Source organism: Alloscardovia venturai (genome assembly GCF_042676605.1).
GTDB classification, from domain to species: Bacteria; Actinomycetota; Actinomycetes; order Actinomycetales; family Bifidobacteriaceae; genus Alloscardovia; species Alloscardovia venturai.
This window is the reverse complement of record NZ_JBHTHQ010000021.1, coordinates 237,083-262,716: the sequence shown is the minus strand read 5'-3', so window position 1 is coordinate 262,716 and position 25,634 is coordinate 237,083. Positions and strand designations below refer to the sequence as shown.

The following is a 25,634-nucleotide window of genomic DNA, read 5'->3' as shown; positions in this document are numbered from 1 at the left end:
CGTGTGGTATATCACGATTTTACTCAAGGGCTACGAGGTCGAGATAGGAATCATTCCACAAATCCTCATCGCCATCAGGGAGGAGAAGCACACGTTCAGGATTCAACGCCTGTACCGCGCCCTCGTCATGAGTAACGAGAACTATAGCACCCTCATATTTAGAAATAGCAGCCAAAATCTCATCGCGCGAAGCAGGGTCGAGATTGTTGGTAGGCTCATCGAGGAGGAGCACATTAGCTTTAGAAGTGACGAGAGTCGCGAGCGCGAGACGAGTCTTTTCACCACCGGAAAGGACTCGAGTTGGTTTATTGACATCATCGCCGGAGAAAAGGAATGATCCCAGTATCGTGCGCGCCTGAGTATCATCCAGCTCGGGCGCTACGTGCTGTAAATTCTCAAGCAAGGTTGCATCATTATCCAAGGTATCGTGTTCCTGAGCAAAGTAACCGATTTTTGCACCGTGTCCGTACACGACTTCGCCAGTGTCAGGAGTTTCTTCGCCCGCAAGGATACGTAAAGTCGTAGTCTTACCCGCACCGTTGTATCCTAGGATAACTACGCGTGAGCCTTTATCAATAGCCAAGTCAATTCCAGCGAAAACGATATTTGAACCGAAAGCTTTAGAAATTTCTTGTGCTTGGATAGGAGTCTTACCACATGGTGCAGGGGTAGGGAAACGTAAATCTGCTACTTTTTCTCTCTTGTGCACAGGCTCGGTACCTTCAAGAAGTTTCTCTGCTCGACGCATCATATTTTGCGCAGCGACAGCCTTCGTAGCTTTAGCATGAAGGCGAATACCCTGCTTCATCAGTCGCTCGGCCTTCTTCTGTGCGACCTCACGCTCGCGTCTGCGGCGTTCTTCGTCGACAACGCGTTGTTTCAGGTATGCGGCCCAACCCATAGAGTACATGTCAATCTGTGCTCTTTGAGCATCTAAATGCCATACTTTATTTACAGTTTCACCCAGAAGTTCTGTGGAATGGGAGATGACAAGGAATCCACCTTCATATGATTTCAGATATTTCTTCAGCCACTCGATAGAATCTGCATCCAAATGGTTCGTTGGCTCGTCAAGGATCAATGTGTCAGCATCAGAAAAAAGTATTCGCGCAAGTTCAATGCGACGACGCTGACCTCCGGAGAGTGTGCCGAGCTGACGGGGAAGCACTTCCTGTGAAATTCCTAAACTTTCAGCCATAATTGTCGCGTCTGACTGGGCAGAGTAGCCGTCTGCATTTTCGAAATCCTGCATCGCTTTGTCGTAACGTTTCATAGCCTTCTCCATAATATCTGGATCAGGGTTTGTCATGTCCCGCTCTGCTTTGCGTAAGCGAGATACGATAGATGCAATGTCACGCGCAGACATAATACGGTCCAGAGCACTCTGCTCAGGGTCAGCAACGTGCGTATCTTGCGGTAAGTAGCCCAGCTTACCTGAATATGAAACTTTTCCGGCAGCGGGAAGCATTTCCCCGGTAATCACTCGTGTGAGTGTAGTCTTACCTGCACCGTTACGTCCAACGAGTCCGATTCGATCGCCAACAGACACGTGAAAATCAGTTGGTGCCAATAGCTGACGTGCACCAATGCGAATCTCTAAACCCTGAGCAGAAATAGTCATGAAAAACCTTACGAAAAACAGATTACTCAACCTACAAACTGTGTTCCATAGTAGGAGAAAGCCCCGTCAAGCAACGTACGAACAAGTGTTCGAAAATTTGTTCGTGTTTCTCGCTAGAATGTAACCCACACTATGGAGGGAGAATTCCGTGGCACAAGACACTATCATTGAAGACCTCAGCGCACTACCACTAGATCAGAAGATTGTCATTCAAGGTGCTCGTGAGCACAATTTGAAGAATGTAGATCTTGAGATTCCGCGTAATAAAATGGTTGTCTTCACGGGTCTTTCGGGTTCAGGCAAATCATCGCTCGCGTTTGATACATTGTTCGCTGAGGGACAACGTCGTTATGTGGAGTCTCTGTCTGCTTATGCTCGCCAATTCTTGGGACAGATGGATAAGCCTGACGTCGACATGATTGATGGACTCAGCCCAGCCGTCTCCATTGACCAAAAGACTACAAATCGAAATCCTCGATCGACGGTGGGAACTATCACAGAAGTCTACGACTACTTACGATTGCTCTATGCTCGCACAGGTACACCTCACTGTCCGGTATGCGGTGAACTTGTTACGGAACAAACTCCACAACAGATAGTGGACTCTCTGATGGCTCGCCCTGAGCGTACACGTTTTCAACTTTTAGCGCCTGTAGTGAAAGGACGCAAAGGCGAATTCGTAGAAATGATTGAAACATTACGCTCTGATGGTTATGCGCGTGCCATCATTGATGGCGAGCTTGTTCAGCTCAACTCTGAAATTAAGCTCGCAAAGAGCAAGAAACACACTATTGAAGTCGTTATCGACCGCCTAGCAATTAAAGATGGAATGCGCCAAAGACTTACTGATTCTGTAGAAACAGCTTTGCGCCTAGCTCACGGAGTAGTCATCGCCGACTTTGTAGATTTGGATGAAAACGATCCACAACGCCGTAAACCATTCTCTGAAAACCGTAGCTGTCCCAATGGTCACGAGCTTGAGCTCGATGAGATTGAGCCACGTACTTTCTCCTTCAACGCTCCTTACGGTGCGTGCCCTGAGTGTACGGGAATTGGTTTTAAGCTAGAAATTGACCCTGAACTCATCATTCCAGATCCAGATAAATCTCTATCTGAAGGTGCCATCGAGCCGTGGAACGCATCGAAGACTCAGGCACAGTACTACCAGCACCTTCTTGAGGGACTTGCAGATGAGCTTGGCTTCGATATGAAAACTCCATGGAAAAAGCTCCCTGCAGGTGTCAAGGAAGCCATCATGTATGGTCATAATTTCAAGGTAAAAGTATCCTACCGCAACAGGTGGGGGCGCCAGCGTGAATACACATCAGGCTTCGAGGGAGTAGTACGCACATTGATGCGTAAACATGATGAAACTGATTCTGACATGATGAAGCAGTACTACGAGTCTTACATGCGTGAAGTACCTTGCCAAGTGTGCAAAGGAAAGCGACTAAAACCTGAAGTTCTCGCGGTCACTGTAGCAGATGTATCCATTATCGATGTATGTGATATGCCAATTTCTGCATCTTTTGCTTGGGCGCAGAACTTACATCTTGAAGGCTCTGCGGCACAGATTGCAGCAGAAATTCTGAAAGAGATTCGAGCACGTCTTGGTTTTCTTAACGATGTGGGTCTTAACTATCTCACACTCTCACGAGCGGCTGCCACTCTTTCAGGTGGCGAAGCTCAACGTATTCGTTTAGCGACGCAGATAGGTTCAGGCCTTGTCGGCGTTATGTACGTGCTCGATGAGCCATCTATTGGACTTCATCAACGCGATAATGACCGTTTAATCGGTACCTTACATAATCTCCGTGATTTGGGCAATACATTGATTGTTGTGGAGCATGACGAAGACACTATCAAGACTGCTGACTGGCTTGTGGATATTGGTCCGGGAGCAGGGGAACATGGCGGTGAGATTGTCTTCTCTGGACATGCAAATCGCATTACAGAAGCAACTCGTTCCATTACTGGTGCGTATATTTCTGGACGTAAGAAAATTGCAATACCACAATCTCGACGTCGCGTGTACAAGACGAAGAATCTTGAAGTTATTGGCGCTCGTGAAAATAATCTCAAGAACATCAACGTCAAATTCCCGTTAGGCGTACTAACGGCTGTCACGGGTGTTTCTGGCTCTGGCAAGTCTACTCTAGTAAACTCCATTCTCTATCCAGTGCTCGCCGACAAGCTCAACGGCGCGCGTATCGTACCAGGTAAGCACACCCGTGTCGAAGGCGTCAATCAAGTCAAGAAAGTTATCCACGTCGATCAAAACCCTATTGGTCGTACGCCACGTTCAAATCCTGCAACCTATACTGGTGTCTGGGATAAGATTCGTAATCTTCTTGCGAAGACTCCTGAGGCTCAAGTCCGAGGATACGGTCCGGGACGATTCTCTTTCAACGTCAAAGGCGGACGCTGTGAGGCATGTCATGGCGACGGCACTATCAAGATTGAAATGAACTTCCTTCCAGATGTGTATGTTGATTGCGAAGTGTGTCATGGCAAACGCTATAACCGTGAAACATTGGAAGTAAAGTACAACGGTAAATCCGTGGCCGACATCTTGGATATGCCGATAGAGGAGGCAGCTCAGTTCTTCAAGTCGTATCCTGCTATTTCTCGTTATCTTCAAACTCTTGTAGACGTAGGTCTCGGATATATTCGTCTCGGTCAACCAGCTCCAACGCTTTCCGGCGGTGAATCGCAGCGTGTAAAACTCGCTACCGAACTGCAGAAACGTTCAGAAGGTAAAACCGTCTATATTCTTGATGAACCAACTACAGGTCTACACTTCGAAGATGTTAATAAGCTCATGACTGTGCTTCAAGGTTTGGTAGATAAGGGGAATACCATTATCGTTATCGAGCATAATCTTGATGTTATTAAGTGTGCTGATTGGATTATTGACATGGGACCAGAAGGTGGCGATGGAGGTGGAACTGTCGTGGTAGAAGGAACGCCTGAAGCTGTCGCAGCAGATTCACAAAGTTGGACTGGGAGATTCCTTAAACCTATACTTAGTGCGCAGTCGGCACAGTAAATCAGCGTGGCAAAATTTAAGGGCTTTCTATGGGAAATGGCATGATCGAACGGCACTCGCCGGGAGTATGGCGCAAAACCGCTCAGACAATGGTTGATTCCTTTGCACAAGGAGGTCGCCCCTCGCATTCTCGTGATGTTTCAACAAAGAATGATGCTCACGAAACACGCGAGCATAGTAGCAATAATGTCAATAAGAATGGTGCGCCACTCCTTGGCGACTCTCGTGACCTTTTTCGCCCAAAAACTTCTGATATCCCTACAAATCCTGGTGTGTATAAGTGGCGAGATGAGCAGGGGCGTGTGATTTATGTCGGCAAAGCAAAAAATCTGCGTAACCGGCTGACAAATTATTTTCAACCTTTAAGCCGTCTCCATCCTCGCACGCAGAACATGGTTCTCACCGCCCGCAGCCTTGAATGGACAGTGGTAGGCACAGAGCTGGAGTCACTGACTCTTGAATATACATGGATTAAGGAATTCGATCCGCGCTTTAACGTTGTTTTCCGTGATGATAAGACGTACCCCTACGTCGCTATCTCTGTAAAAGAAGAGATTCCTCGAGTATGGGTGACGCGTATGAAGAATAATCGTAAGGCGCGCTATTTTGGCCCGTACGCAAAGGTATGGAATATGCGTCAGACGCTTGATTCTATGCTCCATGCTTACCCAGTGCGCACATGTACTGCTTCGACTCTTAAAAAGGCTCAACAAACTGGACGTCCATGTCTTCTGGGTTACATTGGCAAGTGCGCTGCTCCATGTGTGGGATGGATTTCCCTTGAAGATCACCGTCGTATGAGTGAGCAACTTGTCGCAATCCTTACCGGGCGTTTAGGTTCATCATTCAAGAAACAGCTTGAAGATCAAATGAAGCAAGCAAGCTCTCAACTTGAGTTTGAAAAAGCTGCAAAACTTCGCGATCAAATTCAGGCACTCGATTCCGTTTTAGAGCAAAACGCCGTTGTATTTTCCTCCGACGTCGATGCAGACATCATTGGCGTGGCAACAGATGAGCTGGAAGCAAGTGTTCACAGTTTCTTTGTTCGTTCTGGCACCATTCGAGGTGAACGTGGCTGGAGCGTTGAACGAGTTGAAGATATTAGTGACTCCGAGCTCCTCGCAGATTTGATTACACAAGTGTATTCTACAGCTGTCGAGGAAAACGATTTGGACGATATTCAGCGCGATACAGATGCTTCTTCTGACTCTTCTATTGTGGTATCACAAAGCCGTAACGCTTTAGCCCCCACACAGCAAGCGACCGCAACAGACACTGTTAGCCGTGCGCAAGCCACACGCGAACGTCGTAATCGCGAAGATATGACTGGACGCAATGACCTACTATCACCTATTTCACCTGTTCCGCGAGAAATTCTGGTGCCATTTGAGCCAGCTCGTCGCGAAGAGCTTGAACAGTGGCTCACAAATATCCGTGGATCCATCGTCACTATCCGTACCGCCGAGCGAGGAGAGAAGAAGAAACTACTTGATCGTGCTCAAGCGAACGCTCAGCAAAGTTTACAGCGATCAAAAATGAGTCGCGTGACGGACCTTGCAGCTCGTTCGGAAGCCCTCAACGATATTGCAGATGCGCTTATGCTTGACAAAGCGCCATTGCGTATTGAATGTTACGACATTTCTAATGCTTCAGGTGGTGCGTTCCAAGTCGCATCTATGGTGGTGTTCGAAGATGGTATGGCGAAGAAAAACTTTTATCGTCATTTTGCGATACAAGGAGAGGACGGCAGGGGAGCACTGGACGATACCTCGGCAATTTATGAGACTCTTACGCGTCGTTTTAAACACGGAAATATTTCCGGCGATACCGGAGAGAGTATTGAAGACGAAAAGCGAGCTAAGCGGGCTTCCCGCGCACTTAAAAATGTAGATGGGGTGGGAGCCGATTCTGTCGTTCAGCAAGATACGAACCGTCGACGCTTTGCATATAAACCGAATCTTATCGTCGTTGATGGAGGTCAGCCACAGGTGAAAGCTGCACAGCGAGCCATTGCCGACTGTGGCGTTACAGATGTTGCCGTATGTGGTTTGGCGAAAAAGTTGGAAGAGGTCTGGGTTCCCGATGACGATTATCCCATCATTTTGAAGCGCCAGTCAGAAGGAATGTATTTGCTTCAACGTATACGTGACGAATCTCATAGATTTGCCATTACATACCATCGCAAGACACGGCGTAAAGGCGCTTTGCGGTCAGCATTGGATGATATCCCAGGCATTGGACCACGTTTCCAAAAGAAACTGTTATCACATTTTGGTTCTGTGCGAGCGATGCGTGATGCGCACGTCGAAGATTTTCTTCAAGTTGATGGTATAGGACAGGCAAAAGCCGAGGTCCTCTATCATGCTCTACATACTGAGCAGAAAGAGTCAAATTCATCTATTTCGTCCACGTAGACAGTGCATAATGAGCACCATGACGTATCATCGTGCGGCCGTGCTTGGTTCTCCTATTCAACATTCACTCTCACCTGTGCTGCATAATGCAGCATATCGTGCATTAGGCTTAACTGGTTGGGAATACGACAAGCGTGAAATTTCTCAAGAAGATCTTCACGACTTTTTCTCCTCGCTCAATCCTCAATGGGCCGGAGTATCTATGACAATGCCATTGAAGAAAAAAGCATTAGAGTTCGGAGAAATCGCTGACGAGCGTGTACGTCATCTTAAAGTTGCAAATACCGCTGTCTTCGATTGGGATAAACCTAATCCGTATAATCCCAACATGCCATATATTGCTTTATACAACACTGATGTTGATGGAATTAAACTCACATTCCGCGATGAATTTGGCGTAGAAGACACTTCTAAGCCACATACTTCTGCGCTTATCCTCGGTTCTGGAAGCACTGCCACATCCTCTATAGCCGCCCTCATTGAACTTGGCGTGCACCGATTTACCATATGTGCTATTCATCATGACAGTGCAGTAGCAATAGCCACAAAAATGCATGCGTACGCGAATGCTCAATCGACTTTCACCATCATGCCGTGGCACAGCGCCATAAATGAATTTTCGCGTCATAATTTTGCTGTTTCCGCAGTAACTGCACATGCTACAGATACACTCGCACACGAACTGGAATGTGCTGACGAGCATGACATTAAGTTAGACCATCTTTCCATGCTTGACGTCATTTATGATCCTCGGCCTACAGCACTCATGAGTGTACTCGCTCAACGAGGAGCTCAGGTGTGTGGGGGAGAGCACATGCTTCTTCGTCAAGCTATCGCTCAGATTGCATATATGACGAAATATTCCGAAGCTGATGTGGAAAGTCAAGCGTTCGCTGCTATGAAAAGTGCGCTCTTCGAACAATTGTAGAGATAGGGCATGTGACAAAACTACGTTTAAGATAAACTAAGGAATATGGATATGAGCACAGAACCTTCCACAAAAATTATCAATCATAAGGATGATACAGCTCAAGACTTTGAGGTCTTGCTCATTACCGGTATGTCTGGGGCAGGGCGCTCTAGAGCAGCGGACAGTGTGGAAGATATTGGCTGGTATGTCGTAGATAACCTCCCTCCAAAGCTTCTTATACCGCTCGTCGATATGATGACATCATCAGGTTCAAAAGTCCATAAGCTAGCGGCAGTAATTGATGTTCGGTCACGCTCATATTTTGACGATTTGGCTCAAGTTCTTGCTCATCTTGAAGATTTAGGAGTTAAGACTCGTATCATTTTCCTCGATGCGAGTGATGATGTACTTGTCAAGCGTTATGAATCAGTCAGGCGTCCTCACCCATTGCAAAATGGCGGTAGGCTTATTGACGGTATTACCGAAGAACGTGAGCTCCTCAAGGTTCTTAAAGAGCGAGCCGATGTCATCCTTGACACCTCTCGGACAAGTATTCACCAGTTGAGCACACAGCTCTATGAGTCACTGGTAGGTACCGGGCCGAAGACCGTCAATGTTCATATTTTCAGCTTTGGGTTTAAACATGGTGTGCCTTCAGACGCGGATTTCGTCCTTGATGTACGCTTCTTACCAAACCCATATTGGGTTCCGCAGCTGCGCAATCTTACTGGATTGGATGAAGCGGTAAGTCAGTACGTGCTCTCAAGTGATGGGGCATCTGAGTTTCTTGATGCCTATGAGAAAGCTTTGTCCATTGCGCTTGAAGGATACGCACGAGAAGACAAGCACTTTGTCACTATTGCTGTAGGATGTACCGGCGGACAGCATCGTTCGGTTGCTATGAGTCATGAATTGGCACGTCGGCTCAAAGCCCGCGGACTGACGGTCACCGTCTCTGCACGAGAGCTTGAACGAATGCACCGCTCTTAAATTACTTTTGCATGTCCTCGCTAAACGCTTGTGAAAGTATGCAGAAAAATTCCACGCCATTAGCTACACTAACATTCGGATAAATCGCTACCTACCCTACAAGGAGGGCATTGTGTCTCTGCTTGACGAAGTCAAGAACGAACTCGCTGCAATCGCTGATGAGTCGTCATTAGCAAAGCAAGCTCAGATTTCTACTATGCTTCGTTTTGGCGGTGGCATTCAGCGTGTCAAAGGCGTGCCTGTAGTAGCAAGCCAATTTACGAGCAAGACCGCTGCTCAATGGCTCCAAAACGCATTGCGCACAGTGTGGCAGTATGATGCAAAACTTCAGCCAGGCTCCACAACTTTGCCGAATGGAAGCATAATTGAATTCTTTACTGTCTTTGTACAGTCAAACGGTCGTAATCTCGCACTTCAATCTGGTTTACTTGACCAGCGCGGCCACGAGAATCCTGGCATTTCGCCAGTTCATATGCAAGGAAATATTGCACAAGTAAAATCAGCATGGCGCGGGGCATTCCTTGCAAAAGGTCGTTTGAGCGATCCTGGAAAATCCAGTTTTATGGAAATCGTATGCCCTTCTGCCGAAGCTGTTAATGACCTCATTCTCGCTGCTCGTAGACTTGGTATCACTGTAAAACCTCGTCGAGTCAATAGTTCCGTGCGAGTCGTGCTCCACGACCCAGATGTCATTGAGCGTATGCTTATCCTCATGGGTGCTGAACGTACTGCACGCGAATGGAGTGGCAAGCGCGTAGAGGGGGAGAGTCGAGGTAAGGCAAATCGTCTTGCAAACTTTGACGATGCTAATATGCGCAGAAGCGCAAAAGCTGCTGTTGAGGCGAGCCAAAAGGTTCGTAAAGCGTTTGAAATTCTTGGCGACAACATTCCAGAGAATTTGCGTGCAGCAGGTCAGCTCCGCCTCGACCACGGCGATGCAAGTCTCGAGGAGCTTGGTCGCTTAGCGAATCCTCCAATTACGAAGGATGCTATTGCAGGCCGCATTCGTCGTCTGCTTCAACTTGCTACCAAAGTCGAAAAGCAACGTGCGGCAGAAGCAGAAAAGGACTAAACTTCATTACGTAGCAAACAAAGAAAGGATGCTCATGAAGACACTCAAGGATTTGGGTAATTTGAGCGGCAAGCGTGTGCTTGTTCGTGCTGATTTTAATGTTCCACTCGATGGCACGACTATCACTGATGATGGTCGTATCCGCGCTGCACTGCCTACCATTAACGCATTGCGCGAGCGGGGTGCAAAGGTTATTTTGATGGCTCACCTCGGTCGTCCAAAGGGTCAGGTCGTGCCTGAACTGAGCCTTGCTCCTGTGGCTGCTCGTCTCGCTGAGCTCATCAACGCTCCAGTAGCACTCGCAAAGGATACCTATGGTGAGGATGCACAAGCTAAGGTAGCTGCCATGAACGACGGTGACGTTGTGATGCTCGAGAACGTTCGTTTCAATCCAGAGGAAACCTCCAAGGATGCAGCTGAGCGTGCTGCGTATGCAAAGAAGATTGCTGCTCTCGGCGATGTGTTCGTATCAGATGGTTTCGGTGTAGTACACCGCGCACAGGGTTCTAACTATGATGTAGCTGCTGATCTCCCGTCTGCAGCGGGTCTGTTGGTAGAGAAGGAAGTTACTGCACTTTCTAAGACTAATGACCCAGAACGTCCTTTAACTGTAGTGCTCGGCGGCTCTAAGGTCTCTGACAAGCTCGGTGTCATTTCAAACCTCCTTAACAAGGCTGACCGTCTTGTCATCGGTGGCGGTATGGTATTTACTTTCCTCAAGGCAAAGGGCTACGAAGTAGGTAAGTCTTTGCTTGAAGAAGATCAGATTGATACTGTTAAGGGCTACATCGAGACAGCTGAAAAGAACGGTGTAGAAATCGTTCTTCCTACAGATATTCTCGCTGCTGACTCCTTTGCTGCTGATTCTGCTTATGAAGCGGTACCAGCAGATCAGATTCCAGCTGACAAGATTGGTCTCGATATCGGTCCTGAGTCCGCTAAGCTCTTCCATGATAAGATTGTTGATTCCAAGACTGTCGTATGGAATGGTCCAATGGGTGTATTCGAGTTCGCAAACTTTGCCGGTGGCACTCGTGCTGTAGCACAAGGCCTTATCGATGCAACAGCTGAGAATGGAGCATTCTCCATCGTCGGTGGTGGCGATTCTGCTTCTGCTGTGCGCAATCTTGGCTTTGACGAGAGCAAGTTCTCTCACATCTCCACTGGTGGCGGCGCATCCCTCGAGTTCCTCGAAGGAAAGACTTTGCCAGGCTTGAGCGTTCTCGACTAGTAAATCGCGGAATGCTGAAGGCAGCTTGCTGTTTGTGCTTTTGTGCAAGCGGTAAGCTGCCTTCTTTATAATAGGGATTACGCGAAACCGTGTGCGGTGTACTGTATAAACAGATGTGCACCTGTATGAGTTTCACATAAATATTGTCAAATAGAAATGAGTAAATTCTATGGCTACCAGAAAGCCGCTTGTCGTAGGCAACTGGAAGATGAATTTGGATCATCGTGAAGCTACATATTTCGTACAAAAACTTGCATGGCTTCTTCGTGACGCTCATTTCGATTATGACGATTGTGATATCGCACTTCTTCCGCCATTCACCTCTATACGAAGCGTACAAGTTCTCGTTGACGCGGATAAGCTCAACATTCGTTATGGTGCTCAGACAGTCTCCGTGACAGCACAAGGAGCTTTCACGGGTGATGTTTCCGCTGACATGCTCTCAGCGCTTGGCTGTACCTATGTACTTGTCGGACACTCTGAACGTCGCCGCTACTATGCCGATGATGACGCTCTTCTGGTAGATCAGGTTCGAGCAGTCCTCGCGGCCGGAATGACTCCAATATTGTGTGTGGGCGAGGGGTATGAAGAACGTCGTGAGGGTATCGAACTTGACTACGCAGTAGGTCAAGTTGATGATATTACTCGTGATTTATCCGAAGAAGATGCTGCAAAACTGATTGTTGCATATGAACCGGTATGGGCAATCGGCACGGGGCTCGTCGCTACGCCTCAGTCAGCACAAGATGCAGCTGCCGCTATCCGTCAGCACTTCACTCATATATATTCTGCTGAGACTGCGCAAAAGATTCGCATCCTTTATGGCGGTTCTGTTACGGCATCTAATGCTACTCTACTCATGAATGAAGCGCATGATATGGATGGATTCTTGGTTGGAGGAGCGAGCTTGCAGGCTGAGGAATTTGCATCGATTATTCGTTTAACGTTAAAGGCTGCTAAGAAGCGTAATTCGTTGTAATCGTGCCCTTCGTGTATCCTTTTACTTAGTTTGTATATGGAGGTTCATGTGAGCGCATTCGCTATACTCAAGATTGTTCTTGAGGTAATCGTTGTTATTTTGAGTATCCTGCTTACAGCACTGATTCTGATGCATAAAGGTAAAGGCGGTGGTCTCTCCGACATGTTTGGTGGCGGCATCTCTGCTAATGCGGGCACATCTGGAGTTGCAGAGCGTAATTTGAATCGTATTACCGTCGGCGTTGGGCTTGTATGGATTGTACTTATTATCGTGCTCGATTTTATGGTAAAGTTTGGGCACTAAAGTAATTTTATTTGTATTTCGGAAGTAAAAAGGGAGCCTACTAAGAGTAGGCTCCCTTTTTACTTGCTCATAAGCCTTGTAAAGGGTACACGCAAAAGGAGCTCACCCGTAGGTGAGCTCCTTAATCAATCAGTCTGTCTCGCTAAAAACGCGAAAGCTAAACTAACTTATGCGTTTACGCGATCGATACCAGCCTGAACATCTGCAATCACAGAGTCCCAAGACTTAATGAATGCAGCAACGCCATCAGCTTCAAGCTTGTCAGTAACCTGCTTGATGTCGATGCCAAGCTCAGCAAGCTTGTTCATGATTGCGTGAGACTCTTCATAGGTGCCCTTGATAGAAGGAGCGCCGTTACCCTGCTCAGCCAATGCATTGAGGGTCTTCTCAGGCATGGTGTTGACGACATCTTCTGCTACAAGTTCATCGACATACTTTGAAGGGGAGTATGCAGCGTTCTTTGTACCAGTCGAAGCCCAAAGTGGACGCTGACGATGTGCGCCAGCTGCCTCAAGCTCAGCCCAGTCAGCAGAGTTATTGAACTTGTTCTCGAAGAGTTCATAAGCAATGCGCGCGTTAGCAACTGCTGCCTTACCCTCGAGAGCCTTAGCCTCCTCGGAACCATTCTCTTCAAGGAGCTTATCTACTGCAGTATCGACACGGGATACGAAGAAGGATGCTACAGAAGCGATCTTAGAAAGATCATGACCGTTAGCCTTAGCCTGCTTCATACCTTCGATATAAGCATCAATGACCTGCTCATAACGCTCGATAGAGAAGATCAAGGTTACGTTTACGGAGATGCCTTTAGCGAGGGTGGCGGTGATTGCTGGCAAGCCTTCAAGAGTTGCAGGAATCTTAATCATTGCATTTGGACGGTTGACCTTCTCCCAAAGTTCAACTGCCTGCTTCTCGGTATTCTCAGTGTCATGAGCCAAACGAGGGTCTACTTCGATGGAAACGCGACCATTAACGTAGTCAGTAGCCTCAGCAACCTCGCGGAAGATATCAGTTGCGTTACGCACGTCAGTTGTAGTGAGTTCACGGATAGCATCTTCTACATTGACATCTGCGCCGAGAGACTTGAGCTGCTCGTCATATGGACCAACTTCATGAAGAGCCTTCTGGAAGATAGATGGATTAGTAGTCACACCTACAACGTTCTTGTGTGCGATGAGGTCCTGCAAAGAGCCTGACTCAATGCGGGAACGGCTCAAATCGTCGAGCCAGATAGAAACGCCAGAGTCACTGGTCTTCTGAGTATGCACATTCTGTGTCATTTTATTTTTCTCCTCTAAATTAAGGAATCCCTTAAAAAGGGGAGAGCAAAAACTCTCCCCAAAACTTATTTCTTATGCACGAGCAGCTGCGATAGAAGCCTTAGCTTCTTCAACAACGTGGTCAGCAGTAATGCCAAGAGCCTTCATATTCTCGTCACCTGCACCCTGGAGACCAAATGTCTCGATGGATACAGCTTTACCGAAGGAACCCAAATACTTGTACCATGGCATTGCAAGACCAGCTTCAACAGAAACGCGCGCCTTTACAGCTGCTGGGAGTACAGATTCCTTGTACTCATCAGTCTGCTGCTCGAACCATTCCATAGACGGAACGGATACAACGCGAGCCTTGATGCCTTCAGCTGCCAAAGTCTTAGCTGCTTCTACTGCATGCTGTACTTCAGAACCCGAACCCATAAGGACGACATCTGGAGTACCTTCGGTATCTACGAGTACATACGCGCCGTGCTTTACGCCTTCCTTTGCCTTCGCAGCAGTCTCTGCTAGGGTAGGAACATTCTGGCGTGTGAGAACCATGGCAACAGGAGCGGTAGAAGTACGCTCAAAGTTGTAACGGTAAGCTTCAGCAGTCTCATATTCATCTGCAGGACGAACAACTTCCAAGTTTGGAATAGTACGCATAGCAGTGAGATTCTCAACTGGCTGGTGAGTAGGACCATCTTCACCTACAGCTACAGAATCGTGAGTCCATACATAAAGCTGTGGGATATTCATCAAAGCTGCGAGACGTACTGTTGGACGCTCGTAGTCAGAGAACATGAAGAATGTACCATTGAATGGACGAGTATGAGAGCCAAGGATGATGCCGTTGGTAATAGCACCCATAGCAAGTTCACGTACGCCAAAGTGAAGGACACGACCAGACTCGGATACGTTTGGCCAAGTCTTCGTCGCATACTCAGCTGGGAGGAAGGAATCTGCGCCCTTGATAGTGGTATTGTTAGAACCACCCAAATCTGCAGAACCGCCCCAAAGCTCAGGCATGACAGCTGCGATAGCATTGATAGCCGCACCAGAAGCCTTACGAGTAGCAACTGATGAACCTGCTTCGAAGGTTGCTTCAAGATCATCAATAGCTTTATCAAACTCAGCAGGGAGTTCGCCAGCTACGAGACGGTCGTACTCAGCTGCCTTGTCTGGATTAGCTGCACGCCATGCCTGGAACTGCTCATTCCACTCCTCATGAGCAGCTGCACCACGCTCAGCTACTTTACGAGTGTGAGCAAGAACTTCTGGCTGCTCTGGGAAGGAAACTTCTGGGTCAAAACCAAGGACCTTCTTCAGACCTGCGACTGCTTCAGAACCGAGCTTGGAACCATGAGAAGACTCATCATTGGTCTTGCCTGGAGTTGGCCAGGCAATCAAAGTATCTACCTTGATGAAGTGTGGACGGTCGGTGACTTGCTGAGCCTTTTCTATAGCTGCAGCAAGCGCTTGAGTATCTTCCTTATAGGAGCCATCAGGCTGAATGAAGGAAACTTCGTCGGTATACCAGCCCTGAGCCTCGAAGCGCTTCAAAACATCTTCAGAGAAGGTCAAGTTAGTGTCGCCCTCAATCTGAATATGGTTTGCATCGAAGATAACCGTCAAATTACCAAGCTTCTGACCACCTGCGAGAGATGCTGCTTCGTAGGAAATACCTTCCTCAACGTCACCTTCACCACAGATAACCCATACCTTGTGATCGAATGGGGAAGTGCCAGCAGGTGCATCAGCATCGAGCAAGTTACGCTGGAAACGCTGACCCATAGCAAAGCCAACAGCAGAAGCGAGACCCTGTCCGAGAGGGCCAGTCGTCATCTCAATACCGTCAGTCAAACCGTATTCTGGGTGACCAGGAGTGCGCGTACCCATGGTACGGAACTTCTTCAAATCATCAAGGGTGACATCATATCCAGAGAAGTACAACTGTACGTACTGAGTCAAAGAAGCGTGACCACCAGAAAGGATGAAACGATCGCGACCTTCCCAGTGAGAATCCTTAGGATCGTGCTTGATAAACTTCTGATAGAGAGTGTAAGCAATTGGTGCAAGAGAAACAGGTGAACCTGGGTGACCGCTGCCAGCCTTCTCTACAGCATCAGCTGAAAGAACCTTAGCGAGCTTAACTGCGCGCTCATCGAGTTCATTCCATTCGAAATCGACCATGGAGATCAACTTTCCTTCCAATAGATGAAGTGGGTAGTGCTCATCACTAAGCGCTACACACACTTATTACGCCTTTCATACTAATAAACCATAAAGACCTTTGATGCCTTTATTTACTTGCAAGTGTTGCGTATCGAACGCTTTCGAGAAAATGATTTTCCACTGACATTTGCCAAAAGCGATATAGAAAAGTAAAGGCTAAGCCAGGTGCTAAAAATGTTGGTAGAAGTGTGTCCCGTTGTGAAAAGGATTTTCATGGCAGATTATTATGAAACTCTTGGTGTATCCCGTGATGCTTCAGATGATGATATTAAAAAGGCATACCGAAAGCTCAGCCGTAAGTATCACCCAGATATAGCAGGACCTGAGTTTGAGGACAAATTTAAAGAAGTTAATTCAGCGTACGAGGTTCTTTCCGATCCAGATAAACGCAGAATGTTTAACCAAGGAATTGATCCTAATGCCCCCGGCGGTGGCGCTGGCACCGGATATGGTGCGGCTGACTTTGGAGATATTTTCAATATGTTCTCCCAAGGATTTGGCGCTGGCTTCGGTTCCCCCAATCCTATTCCTCGTACGCAGCCGGGCCGCGATTCGCTCGCAAGTTTGTCCGTGGAACTTAAAACTGCAGTATTTGGTTCAAAAGAAAAGCTTGATGTCCGTATGTACGCAGTATGTGATGACTGCAACGGTTCAGGTTCCGCTGACGGCTCTGCGCCGCAAACGTGTCCTGACTGCCATGGTACTGGCGCAGTACAGCGTGTCGTCCGTTCCATCCTCGGGCAGATGATGAGCACCGACACATGTCCTCGTTGCGAGGGGCACGGCACGATTCTTCCGCACCCGTGCCCGACTTGTAATGGACATGGCCGCGTACAAAAACAACGCTCCATAACCGTCTCAGTTCCTGCGGGAATCCAAGACGGTACTCGCCTACGTCTCAGTGGGCAAGGCGAAGTTGGAGAGGGTGGCGGTCCCGCAGGCGACTTGTATGTCGACATCACAGTACGTCCAGACGATACCTTTACGCGAGACGGTAATGACTTGCACTGCTGGATTCGCATTCCTATGACGTGGGCAGTACTTGGGCATAAAACGCAAATTGATACTTTTGATGGCGAGCAAGATGTCACTATTCCAGCAGGGTCCCAACCCGACGACACAGTAAGTTTGGAAAATCTTGGTGTAACTCGCTTAAATCGTGAAGAGCGCGGTAAGCTCATCGTTCATCTCGAGGTAAGTATTCCTCAGAAATTAAGCAATCAAGAGAAGAAGCTCATTTCTGATTTTGAAGAGCTAAGCAAAGAATCGAAACTTGATGGGAAACCTCAGCAAGCTTCTAAACCGCTAAATAAAGCAAAAGGCTTCTTTGAGAAGTTACGCCACGCTTTTTCTTAAAAACTCACCGTGACAACTGGGCAACACCATAGCCATAGTAGAGGTGGAGTAGAGATACTTTGCTACTCAAGATAACATGGATGAGATATTTAAGAGCGGGATGGATTATTATGAACCACCCCGCTCTGTATATTGGTGTGTCACACGCAAGATATCGAATATTGAGCGTGTGCAGTGCTATTTATAGGCTCCTCAAAAGCTGGTGACACATCGAACGGTATTGGCTCACATACCCACCACCGAAAAACACACAATGCCCAGCGATAGGGTAGAGCTGCCATAACGTTCGGCGACTTTCAAACCCTTTCTTAAGTGGGTGCACACTTTGATAACCACGTAAAATTTCGTTAAGATAACTCATTCCGAAGAGAGCAAGCATAGAAAGATCTTCTTCGCGATGACCACCATGCGCGGCCGGATCAATAAGTACTGCTTCACCATGTCCCAGCGTGTTTCCTTCTGATGAAGTATTTGTCCACATGACATTGCCGCTCCACAAGTCACCGTGTACACGTGCCGGTTTATCCTCGGCAGCTGCTCCCATGAGATGAGGCAAAGCTGTACACACATCTTCAGTCAATTCCATATCAGCATGAGTAAGTACGCCGCGCCGAAGCCCTAACTCAACCATAGGGATAAGTCGTCCTTCAGCATAGTAATCGACAACGTTATCCCAATTGCCACAATCCATCTCTACAGGGTCTTGAAGTGGTCCAAAATAGCAAGTTCCATCATAGTGGGCAGGAGGAGCACCGAAACTTTCAGCTCCCATATCATGCATCTTCGCGAGCGCCTGCCCAAAATCATATGCTGATTCGACTGTGGCACTCGTAGGAGCAATGCGTTCGATATCAAGATAGTCTTCGCCCCACTCATACACGTCGACAACTCGCGGTCCGCCTATTTTCTCAGCTTCTTTGAGCCATAGCAAGCCTTTCGCTTCACATTCAAAGAATCCGATAGGGGAAAAATTACGAGATTTACGATGTACCATCTGTGCCATCATTCCTCCTTTGATAGTCATGCCTGACAGTCATGCCATTTTACCTCACGTCTTACCGCGCTCACTGGCTACACGATGCCAACACTTACAACTCTCAACCTCAGTACATCGCGCGTAACTTCTATTAACTCCTAGTAGCTTCTAGCGCGTGACTTCACGTAATATGCGTAAATAAGTATCTATATTCCACTCTTGCGGTACCGGATATCCCAATGCTTCTTCACGAGCTTGGGTCGCAATCGCGAGAAAATCGTGCGAATTCAATTCAAGTGTACGATTTACACCGAGGGTATCAATATAACCATCAAGGAACTCAACGAAACTCTGACCGTTTAGCTCTGCAGCAAAGATAGTTTCCCAGTGTTTCATCGTTCGCGCCACTGACGCTCCATACTCTTTCAGCACAGGTACAAGTAGCACGGCGTTAATCGCTCCGTGCGCGATATCATAGCGTGATCCTATTGCGTGCGATAGAGCATGCACATTGCCGACAAAATTCGTCGTAATTGCAAGACCTGCTTGGTATGCCCCTTCTAGCATCGCAACACGTAATTGTATGTCTTTAGGATGAATTAATACGCGACTAAGAGAAGGAAGAAGTAAGCTCAAGGCTTTATCCGATGCCGTCCTCGTACGGTGAGAGGCGTACTTATTCGTTGCGGCTTCGATAGCATGGCTGAGGGCATCTATTCCAGATGTACGTGTGACGACTGTCGGAAGAGAAATCGTTAAAGCAGGATCAAGGACGACAATGTGAGGAACTAAACGCACATCATTAAATGACGACTTCACATGTACATCAGCATTCGTGTGAGTAATCACTGCGCCAGCAGTAATTTCAGATCCTGAACCTGCTGTCGTCGGCACAGCAGCAAAAAGAGGAAGAGGCTTTCTGAGCATCGTTGGATGGTTGACATCCAACTGAGGATTTGTGATTTTTGCGAGTGCGACTTTTGCACAATCGATAACCGACCCACCGCCAATTGCTACGCCCACGTCACACTTATTTAATACGTATGCATGTGCAGCATTAGCAACATCTATATCTGTAGGATTGGGCTGAATTTGCGTAAAAGTAGAGTATGTGATGCCAATAGAGACGAGCTTTTGAAAAAATTCATTGAGAGTTCCTCGCTGAATCATTCCTTCTGTGGTCATAATAAGAGCGTGGTGGACATGATTCTTGTGGAGTTCATCGGGCAAAGATGCTAGGCTTCCCGCTCCGCGAAGAACGGTTTGATGATATGGCATTAAACCCATTGCTTTCGCCATCAGAAACTGTCTCGTACTCATTCGTTGTGCTCTCCTCGAGTTTTCTCTGGGCTATCACTCGTATCATCACCCGACGAATGTTCTCGTAAGAATCTCTCTGTTTCTAAAATGAGATTATCAGCGGCATCAGGGGAGAGGTTTTGCGCTCGCTGCGAGTTATCGTAAAAATTCTCCATCCTAGAAATGTAATCCTTTACTTCAGGATTGAGGGTGAGGAGCATGTCGGCTTGAGCTTTCCACTTCAGGGCACGCGTTGGAAGATTTCCGCGCTTAAGTTCTACTCCCAAGTACGTAGAGAGTTCATCAAGGATACGCAACATAGCTACTGGATTATCTTGCGAATCGACATATTGCGTATATGACGGCAGAGAGACCCACATGGAGTGTGTCGTGTATCCATTCTCAACGGCAGTGTAATTAACGACGCTAGGGATGCCGATAGGACCGGTATAAGAATTATCGTCGGCAAGGTTATGTGTTGTCTCATTTACATACATCGGTAACGGTCTTGTATGTGTACAGTCCGCAAACATGGAACCGAGAGTGATAATCTCCGTCACTTCACGATCTTCTGCAATTCTCAAGGAACGGCGAGCAAAGTCAGTCCACTTGAAATTAGGCTCAGGACCAACTTCAATAAGCAAGCTCAACGTAGGGTTTATGTCAATCTGTGTAAACGTAGTTTCTGGCCACATAATCTTGCGCTTGCCCTCAACATTGACCATCACAGGACGTGTCACTGTATAATCATAAAAGCTTGCACATGCTATATGCCCTACCTCGTGAGCGCTATCACTATATAAATCGATGAGGTACAGCAACGCCTGCGTAGCAGCTTGACCTGCGTCATTCCACCCCTCGAACGCCGAAAGCATAACAATGCGTTGCGGGGAGTTAGGCACACCCATGTCACGGAAAAACTCATCGAATTCACTCATGCTCATAAGCCTATATGGCAAATAGATACTGTATGAATCAATCTCGCCAGCGGCTTATTTAACTTATTTACTTATTTAGTAGGCGAGCGTATGCATAAGCGTCAGTATAAGCAACACGCCGTACTTGCGAAATAGGTACCCAAACTATATAGTTGTATCTCGTGCTCAGCACTTGTGCAGGGTGCATGCGGACATAGCTTAGTTGGTAAAGCGCGACCTTGCCAAGGTCGAGACCGCGGGTTCGAGTCCCGTTGTCCGCTCGTGGTCAGTCGGGTTGACCTCATCTATGGTGAGTTAGCCAAGCGGTTAGGCAGCGGCCTGCAAAGCCGTATAGACGAGTTCGACTCTCGTACTCACCTCTCTTAAAGATTTTGGGCGATTGGCGCAGGGGCTAGCGCGCTTCCCTGACACGGAAGAGGTCACAGGTTCAAATCCTGTATCGCCCACAAGGTTTTTAAGTTTAAGGGTCTACCACACCTTTTTGGGCGATTGGCGCAGGGGCTAGCGCGCTTCCTTCACACGGAAGAGGTCACAGGTTCAAATCCTGTATCGCCCACTCTTTCTTTTATCTCTTTTATCTCCACACTTTTTATCTTCGTGTTTCTCTCTTCGCCGTACTTTGTGCATTAAAAGTCGGCTATATCTACTACTTTTATCAATGAAAATAATCCTGGTCTGCACCTGTAACGCGGACCCTAGAAATGAAAAGGAATAACTGTGTCAGCAGCCTCTCTTCATGTCACCGTTGATGGTGAATCTAAAGAAATTGAATCGCATATTACTGGCGTCGAGCTCTTCGCCGATGATAAGAACATCATCGCCGTGCGCATCAATGGGAATCCTCGCGATCTCTACACTACGCTCCACGAAAATGACGTCGTAGAATCTATTGCTCTCGATAGTGAGGATGGCTTGGCCATCATGCGTCATTCTGCAACTCACGTTATGGCACAAGCAGTTCAAGAAATTCGTCCAGATGCAAAGCTTGGTATCGGTCCAGTTATCAAAGATGGTTTCTATTACGATTTCGATGTAAAAGAGCCATTCACTCCTGATGAACTCAAAGAAATCGAAAAACGCATGCAGCGCATTATTAAGTCTAGCCAGCGCTTCGTTCGTCGTACTGTGACCGAGGAAGAAGCTCGAGCAGAAGAGGCAGATCAGCCATACAAGCTTGAACTTATTGGCGCTGCTGAAGATCAGATTTCTGCTGAAGAAGCAATCGAAGTTTCCCAAGGTGAACTCAGCTTCTATGACAATGTTGACCGCGACGGCAATGTTGTATGGAAGGATTTGTGCCACGGTCCACATCTTCCAAATACTCGCTTCATCAAGGCATTTAAGCTCCAACGTGCTGCAGCCGCGTATTGGCGAGGCAATGAGCACAATCCTATGCTTCAGCGTATTTATGGTACAGCGTTCGCCTCTAAAGATGACCTCAAGGCATACATGACTCGCCTCGAAGAAGCTGCTAAGCGCGATCATCGTAAACTTGGCGCTGAGATGGATTTGTTCTCCTTCCCAGACGAAATTGGCTCTGGTTTGGCAGTATTCCATCCAAAGGGTGCTGCGATTATTAATGCAATGAAGGATTACTCTACTGAGCTTCATCGTCGTCACAACTATTCCTTCGTTCAAACACCGCACATTACTAAAGGCGGCCTGTACGAGACTTCTGGTCATTTGCAGTGGTACAAAGATGGCATGTATCCTCCTATGCACTTAGATGAGGAAAAAGATGCGAATGGCAATGTCACCAAAGAAGGTTTCGACTACTATTTGAAGCCAATGAATTGCCCTATGCATAATCTCATCTTCAAAGCTCGTCAGCGTTCTTACCGTGAACTTCCGCTTCGTCTCTTTGAATTCGGTACTGTTTATCGCTATGAGAAGTCTGGTGTCGTTCATGGTCTGACTCGTGTACGTGGCTTAACTCAGGATGATTCTCACATTTACTGCACACGCGAACAGATGCGCGATGAGCTCAAGAGTCTCTTAACCTTCGTTTTGAACTTGCTCCGTGATTTCGGTCTCAATGATTTCTATCTCGAGCTTTCCACAAAAGATGAGCACAAGTATGTAGGCTCAGACGAAATTTGGGAAGAGGCAACCAACACTTTGGCATCTGTCGCTAAGGAATCTGGCCTCGAACTTGTCGATGACCCTGCAGGTGCAGCATTCTACGGTCCTAAGATTTCTGTCCAAGCTCGTGATGCTCTTGGCCGTACATGGCAGGTTTCTACTATTCAGCTTGATTTCAACTTACCTGAGCGGTTTGGACTCGAATACGTAGCTGCGGATGGTACTCGTCAGCGCCCAGTAATGATTCACCGTGCTCTCTTCGGCTCCATTGAGCGTTTCTTCGCTATCTTACTTGAACACTATGCAGGTGCATTCCCGGCATGGCTTGCACCGGTTCAGGTGCTTGGGGTACCTGTCGCTGATGAGCATTTGGACCATCTCAACTCTGTGATAAACAAGCTCGAAGATAACTTAGTTCGTTGTGAAGTTGACTCTTCTAATGACCGTTTCGGTAAAAAGATTCGCAATGCATCGAAGTCGAAGGCTCCGTTCATTCTCATCGTAGGCGACGAAGATAAGAGCAATAACGCAGTATCCTTCCGCTTCCGCGACGGTAGCCAACTTAACGGTGTGCCTGTTGACACAGCAGTACATTGGATTAATCAAGCAGTTGCTTCTCACGGTCTGATTAACTGCGTGGCAGATTTTGCTCAGTATACAGACGCGGAAATTCCAGCATAGGCATAAGGTCTTTGCAGATTAAATAAGACCATAAAATAAAGCCTCGTAGATTCTTTAGCCCAGAAAACTATATGAGTCTATGAGGTCTTTTCATATGCGTAAAGTCGACAGTATGACAATAGATGATACTCTCCATAGTGTTCGTATTGATGACCCTAGCAATTTTCCGCCTCAAGAAGATAACTTTGAAAGGCTATGGACTCCACAACGCATGAGTTATGTGCTACGTGATAAAACCACTGAAAAAAAGCACGAAGACACTCATTCTTGTCCATTCTGTAGCGCGCAAGAGAAAAGTGACGCCGAAGGTCTTATCGTATGGCGTGGTAAGAACGTCTTTATCATCATGAATCTCTACCCATATAATTCTGGTCATGTTATGGTGTGTCCTAACAATCATGTGGCCATGCTCACTGAGCTTGTCGACGACTCTGTCATACTCGAATTTGAAAAAGCTACGCAGCTTGCAATGACCGTAATGAAAAATGTCTCACGCCCCGATGGTTTTAATATTGGTATAAACCAAGGTGAAGCAGGGGGAGCAGGGGTCGCTACCCACCTTCACCAGCATATCGTTCCTCGATGGAATGGCGACTCAAACTTTATGCCTATCGTTGCTCAAACACGCACTATGCCTATTCTGCTTGAAAACCAACGCGCAGCATATGCACAAGAAGCGGCTCGTCTCGCACCTGAGGTGATGTAAGGTCTTCACTCATGCTAGAAAAGTTACGTGTACCGTTTAAGCGACTTATTAATCCGATTGCTCGTTTCTTAGTGCGAATCGGTATGACTGCAAATTCCGTTACTATTATTGGCGCACTTGGCACAGTTCTTGTCGCAATTATAACGGGCCTTACCGGTCTATTATTTGGGGGAGCGCTAGCACTGACAATACTTGTGCTTTTTGATGCACTTGATGGTTCAGTAGCTGCACTGACAGGGGGCGGAACAAAATTTGGTGCATTCCTTGATTCCACTCTCGACCGCATCGCTGATTGGGCGATGCTACTTAGCATCATCGTGTACTTTCTGCTTCACACCAATCCTACTTCCATGTGGTCTCGTGTGGGGTTATGGGCTGCTGCTGTAGCGCTTATGACTTCTTTTGTAACGCCCTATGCTCGTGCAAGGGCGGAATCAGTAGGGTATGAGGCAAAGTTGGGAATTGCCACGCGATCAGATAGAATTCTCATCATTCTTGGTGCAATGGCATTAGCAGGCATCTTAAGTACAAATCTTCGCCCACGCATTCTTACGTGTGCTATGGTTTTGCTCGCAGTACTTGGAGTGATAACTGTCGGGCAACGTATTTATACCGTTTATCAGCAGAGCTTTAAAAACGATTGAGAATTGTTTGCCCAGCACACCTCTGAGCGAATTCGCAGTGGTCGATGTATCGAGTGTCTGCTGGGGAGCATAAAATTGCTCTCGGTTTATTCGGTTTATCGTACAGATTGACGAGGAGAGTCATGTCAGGACATTCCAAGTGGGCTACCACCAAGCATAAGAAGGCTGCCATTGATGCGAAGCGTGGGAAGCTCTTCGCGAAGCTCGTTAAGAACATCGAAATTGCGGCGCGTAATGGCGGTGGGGACCCAGATGGTAACCCAGCTCTTTATGATGCTATTCAGAAAGCAAAGAAGAACTCTCTTCCAGCAGATAACATCACTCGTGCAGTAAAGCGCGGTTCTGGTGAAGAGCAGGGTGGCGCAAACTACGAAGAAATCACCTATGAAGGCTATGCGCCTGGCGGTATTGGTCTGATTATCACATGCTTGACTGATAATCGCAATCGCGCTGCTGCAGATGTACGCTCTACCTTATCTAAGAATGGTGGTTCTTTAGCTGAGAATGGCTCTGTATCCTTTAACTTCGAACGTAAAGGACAGATTATCGTTCCAGCAGACGGCGTCGACTTCGATGCGCTTTTTGAGACTGCTGCGGAAGCTGGAGCTGAAGATGTGACCGAGGATGGCGACGTCTATACTGTTACCACCGCTCCTAGTGACGTAGTTGAGGTACGTAAGGCTATCCAAGCAGCAAACTTCGATTACGATTCTGCAGAATCAACCCTCGTTCCTCTGAATGAAATTGAAATCGACTATGAGCAGGCTGTTAAGGTAAACAAACTCATCGATGCACTCGACGAACTCGATGATGTTCAGGATATTTATGCAAATTGGACAGCATCCGATGACGTTATGGCTCAATTAGATGAAGAGTAGAAAGTTAGAAGTTA

Annotated in this window: 18 protein-coding genes, 4 tRNA genes and 1 pseudogene; 17 read left to right on the top strand and 6 right to left on the bottom strand. The window is 47.3% G+C overall.

The features are described from left to right. Positions 1-19: 19 nt before the first annotated feature. Positions 20-1,621: a ribosomal protection-like ABC-F family protein gene (gene abc-f, locus ACFQY8_RS04525; RefSeq protein WP_377938707.1), complete on the bottom strand. Its 1,602-nt coding sequence runs from the start codon at positions 1,619-1,621 to the stop codon at positions 20-22. 148 nt (positions 1,622-1,769) lie between these two features. Between abc-f and uvrA the strand changes: the two genes are divergently transcribed. The 8 genes and pseudogenes from uvrA to secG all read left to right on the top strand — a co-directional run bounded on the left by uvrA (position 1,770) and on the right by secG (position 12,569). Further along, positions 1,770-4,670, top strand: coding sequence for an excinuclease ABC subunit UvrA (gene uvrA, locus ACFQY8_RS04520; RefSeq protein ID WP_377938706.1), 2,901 nt, complete (start codon positions 1,770-1,772; stop codon positions 4,668-4,670). 29 nt (positions 4,671-4,699) lie between these two features. Next, positions 4,700-7,084, top strand: a complete 2,385-nt coding sequence (gene uvrC / locus ACFQY8_RS04515) for an excinuclease ABC subunit UvrC (RefSeq protein WP_377938705.1) — start codon at positions 4,700-4,702, stop codon at positions 7,082-7,084. 19 nt (positions 7,085-7,103) lie between these two features. After that, the gene (locus ACFQY8_RS04510; RefSeq protein WP_377938704.1) at positions 7,104-8,012 is read left to right on the top strand and encodes a shikimate dehydrogenase family protein; all 909 of its coding nucleotides are present in this window, start codon (positions 7,104-7,106) and stop codon (positions 8,010-8,012) included. A 105-nt stretch (positions 8,013-8,117) separates the two neighbouring features. Continuing rightward, positions 8,118-8,984 (top strand): annotated as a pseudogene (gene rapZ, locus ACFQY8_RS04505) (RNase adapter RapZ); the annotation flags it as partial. Between the two features lie 112 nt (positions 8,985-9,096). After that, the gene (gene whiA / locus ACFQY8_RS04500) at positions 9,097-10,056 is read left to right on the top strand and encodes a DNA-binding protein WhiA (protein ID WP_377938703.1); all 960 of its coding nucleotides are present in this window, start codon (positions 9,097-9,099) and stop codon (positions 10,054-10,056) included. A 34-nt stretch (positions 10,057-10,090) separates the two neighbouring features. After that, on the top strand, positions 10,091-11,287 hold the full coding sequence (locus ACFQY8_RS04495; RefSeq protein WP_377938702.1) for a phosphoglycerate kinase: 1,197 nt from the start codon (positions 10,091-10,093) through the stop codon (positions 11,285-11,287). Between the two features lie 169 nt (positions 11,288-11,456). Then, on the top strand, positions 11,457-12,266 hold the full coding sequence (gene tpiA, locus ACFQY8_RS04490; RefSeq protein ID WP_377938701.1) for a triose-phosphate isomerase: 810 nt from the start codon (positions 11,457-11,459) through the stop codon (positions 12,264-12,266). 48 nt (positions 12,267-12,314) lie between these two features. Further along, positions 12,315-12,569 (top strand): preprotein translocase subunit SecG, encoded by a 255-nt coding sequence (gene secG, locus ACFQY8_RS04485; RefSeq protein WP_377938700.1) that lies wholly within the window; start codon positions 12,315-12,317, stop codon positions 12,567-12,569. 167 nt (positions 12,570-12,736) lie between these two features. On the opposite strand, the gene tal is transcribed toward secG, so the two are convergent. Further along, positions 12,737-13,849, bottom strand: coding sequence for a transaldolase (tal, locus tag ACFQY8_RS04480; protein WP_377938699.1), 1,113 nt, complete (start codon positions 13,847-13,849; stop codon positions 12,737-12,739). A gap of 72 nt (positions 13,850-13,921) precedes the next feature. Further along, positions 13,922-16,018, bottom strand: coding sequence for a transketolase (gene tkt / locus ACFQY8_RS04475; RefSeq protein WP_377938698.1), 2,097 nt, complete (start codon positions 16,016-16,018; stop codon positions 13,922-13,924). A gap of 255 nt (positions 16,019-16,273) precedes the next feature. On the opposite strand from tkt, the gene dnaJ reads away from it, so the two are divergent. Then, the gene (dnaJ, locus tag ACFQY8_RS04470) at positions 16,274-17,416 is read left to right on the top strand and encodes a molecular chaperone DnaJ (RefSeq protein ID WP_377938697.1); all 1,143 of its coding nucleotides are present in this window, start codon (positions 16,274-16,276) and stop codon (positions 17,414-17,416) included. A 181-nt stretch (positions 17,417-17,597) separates the two neighbouring features. Here the strand turns inward: dnaJ and ACFQY8_RS04465 are convergent, their stop codons facing one another. From ACFQY8_RS04465 to ACFQY8_RS04455, 3 genes are all read right to left on the bottom strand, one after another. Further along, positions 17,598-18,422: a fructosamine kinase family protein gene (locus ACFQY8_RS04465; protein WP_377939194.1), complete on the bottom strand. Its 825-nt coding sequence runs from the start codon at positions 18,420-18,422 to the stop codon at positions 17,598-17,600. Positions 18,423-18,560: 138 nt separating this feature from the next. Then, positions 18,561-19,712 (bottom strand): iron-containing alcohol dehydrogenase, encoded by a 1,152-nt coding sequence (locus ACFQY8_RS04460; protein ID WP_377938696.1) that lies wholly within the window; start codon positions 19,710-19,712, stop codon positions 18,561-18,563. Beyond that, complete coding sequence (locus tag ACFQY8_RS04455; protein WP_377938695.1) at positions 19,709-20,629, bottom strand: PAC2 family protein; 921 nt, start codon at positions 20,627-20,629, stop codon at positions 19,709-19,711. The genes ACFQY8_RS04460 and ACFQY8_RS04455 overlap by 4 nt, the downstream gene beginning before the upstream one ends. Before the next feature lie 187 nt (positions 20,630-20,816). Between ACFQY8_RS04455 and ACFQY8_RS04450 the strand changes: the two genes are divergently transcribed. From ACFQY8_RS04450 to ACFQY8_RS04415, 8 genes are all read left to right on the top strand, one after another. After that, positions 20,817-20,889 (top strand) — tRNA-Gly (locus ACFQY8_RS04450). A 28-nt stretch (positions 20,890-20,917) separates the two neighbouring features. After that, a tRNA-Cys gene (locus tag ACFQY8_RS04445) sits at positions 20,918-20,988 on the top strand. Positions 20,989-21,002: 14 nt separating this feature from the next. Next, positions 21,003-21,075: transfer RNA gene (locus tag ACFQY8_RS04440), tRNA-Val, on the top strand. 37 nt (positions 21,076-21,112) lie between these two features. Then, positions 21,113-21,185, top strand: a tRNA-Val gene (locus ACFQY8_RS04435). Between the two features lie 161 nt (positions 21,186-21,346). Then, positions 21,347-23,392, top strand: a complete 2,046-nt coding sequence (thrS, locus tag ACFQY8_RS04430) for a threonine--tRNA ligase (protein WP_377938694.1) — start codon at positions 21,347-21,349, stop codon at positions 23,390-23,392. A 112-nt stretch (positions 23,393-23,504) separates the two neighbouring features. After that, positions 23,505-24,098, top strand: coding sequence for an HIT family protein (locus ACFQY8_RS04425; protein ID WP_377938693.1), 594 nt, complete (start codon positions 23,505-23,507; stop codon positions 24,096-24,098). Between the two features lie 11 nt (positions 24,099-24,109). Then, the gene (pgsA, locus tag ACFQY8_RS04420; protein ID WP_377938692.1) at positions 24,110-24,742 is read left to right on the top strand and encodes a phosphatidylinositol phosphate synthase; all 633 of its coding nucleotides are present in this window, start codon (positions 24,110-24,112) and stop codon (positions 24,740-24,742) included. Between the two features lie 122 nt (positions 24,743-24,864). Beyond that, the gene (locus ACFQY8_RS04415) at positions 24,865-25,620 is read left to right on the top strand and encodes a YebC/PmpR family DNA-binding transcriptional regulator (RefSeq protein WP_377938691.1); all 756 of its coding nucleotides are present in this window, start codon (positions 24,865-24,867) and stop codon (positions 25,618-25,620) included. Positions 25,621-25,634 lie beyond the last annotated feature (14 nt).

Excerpts from the sequence above, each read along its gene's own strand:
- dnaJ (WP_377938697.1), top strand. The coding sequence starts at position 16,274 with ATGGCAGATTATTATGAAACTCTTGGTGTATCCCGTGATGCTTCAGAT.
- ACFQY8_RS04495 (WP_377938702.1), top strand. The coding sequence starts at position 10,091 with ATGAAGACACTCAAGGATTTGGGTAATTTGAGCGGCAAGCGTGTGCTT.
- tal (WP_377938699.1), bottom strand. The coding sequence starts at position 13,849 with ATGACACAGAATGTGCATACTCAGAAGACCAGTGACTCTGGCGTTTCT.
- ACFQY8_RS04510 (WP_377938704.1), top strand. The coding sequence starts at position 7,104 with ATGACGTATCATCGTGCGGCCGTGCTTGGTTCTCCTATTCAACATTCA.
- tpiA (WP_377938701.1), top strand. The coding sequence starts at position 11,457 with ATGGCTACCAGAAAGCCGCTTGTCGTAGGCAACTGGAAGATGAATTTG.
- tkt (WP_377938698.1), bottom strand. The coding sequence starts at position 16,018 with ATGGTCGATTTCGAATGGAATGAACTCGATGAGCGCGCAGTTAAGCTC.
- pgsA (WP_377938692.1), top strand. The coding sequence starts at position 24,110 with ATGCTAGAAAAGTTACGTGTACCGTTTAAGCGACTTATTAATCCGATT.
- ACFQY8_RS04415 (WP_377938691.1), top strand. The coding sequence starts at position 24,865 with ATGTCAGGACATTCCAAGTGGGCTACCACCAAGCATAAGAAGGCTGCC.
- ACFQY8_RS04455 (WP_377938695.1), bottom strand. The coding sequence starts at position 20,629 with ATGAGTGAATTCGATGAGTTTTTCCGTGACATGGGTGTGCCTAACTCC.
- ACFQY8_RS04465 (WP_377939194.1), bottom strand. The coding sequence starts at position 18,422 with ATGATGGCACAGATGGTACATCGTAAATCTCGTAATTTTTCCCCTATC.
- ACFQY8_RS04425 (WP_377938693.1), top strand. The coding sequence starts at position 23,505 with ATGACAATAGATGATACTCTCCATAGTGTTCGTATTGATGACCCTAGC.
- uvrC (WP_377938705.1), top strand. The coding sequence starts at position 4,700 with ATGGGAAATGGCATGATCGAACGGCACTCGCCGGGAGTATGGCGCAAA.
- ACFQY8_RS04460 (WP_377938696.1), bottom strand. The coding sequence starts at position 19,712 with ATGAGTACGAGACAGTTTCTGATGGCGAAAGCAATGGGTTTAATGCCA.
- abc-f (WP_377938707.1), bottom strand. The coding sequence starts at position 1,621 with ATGACTATTTCTGCTCAGGGTTTAGAGATTCGCATTGGTGCACGTCAG.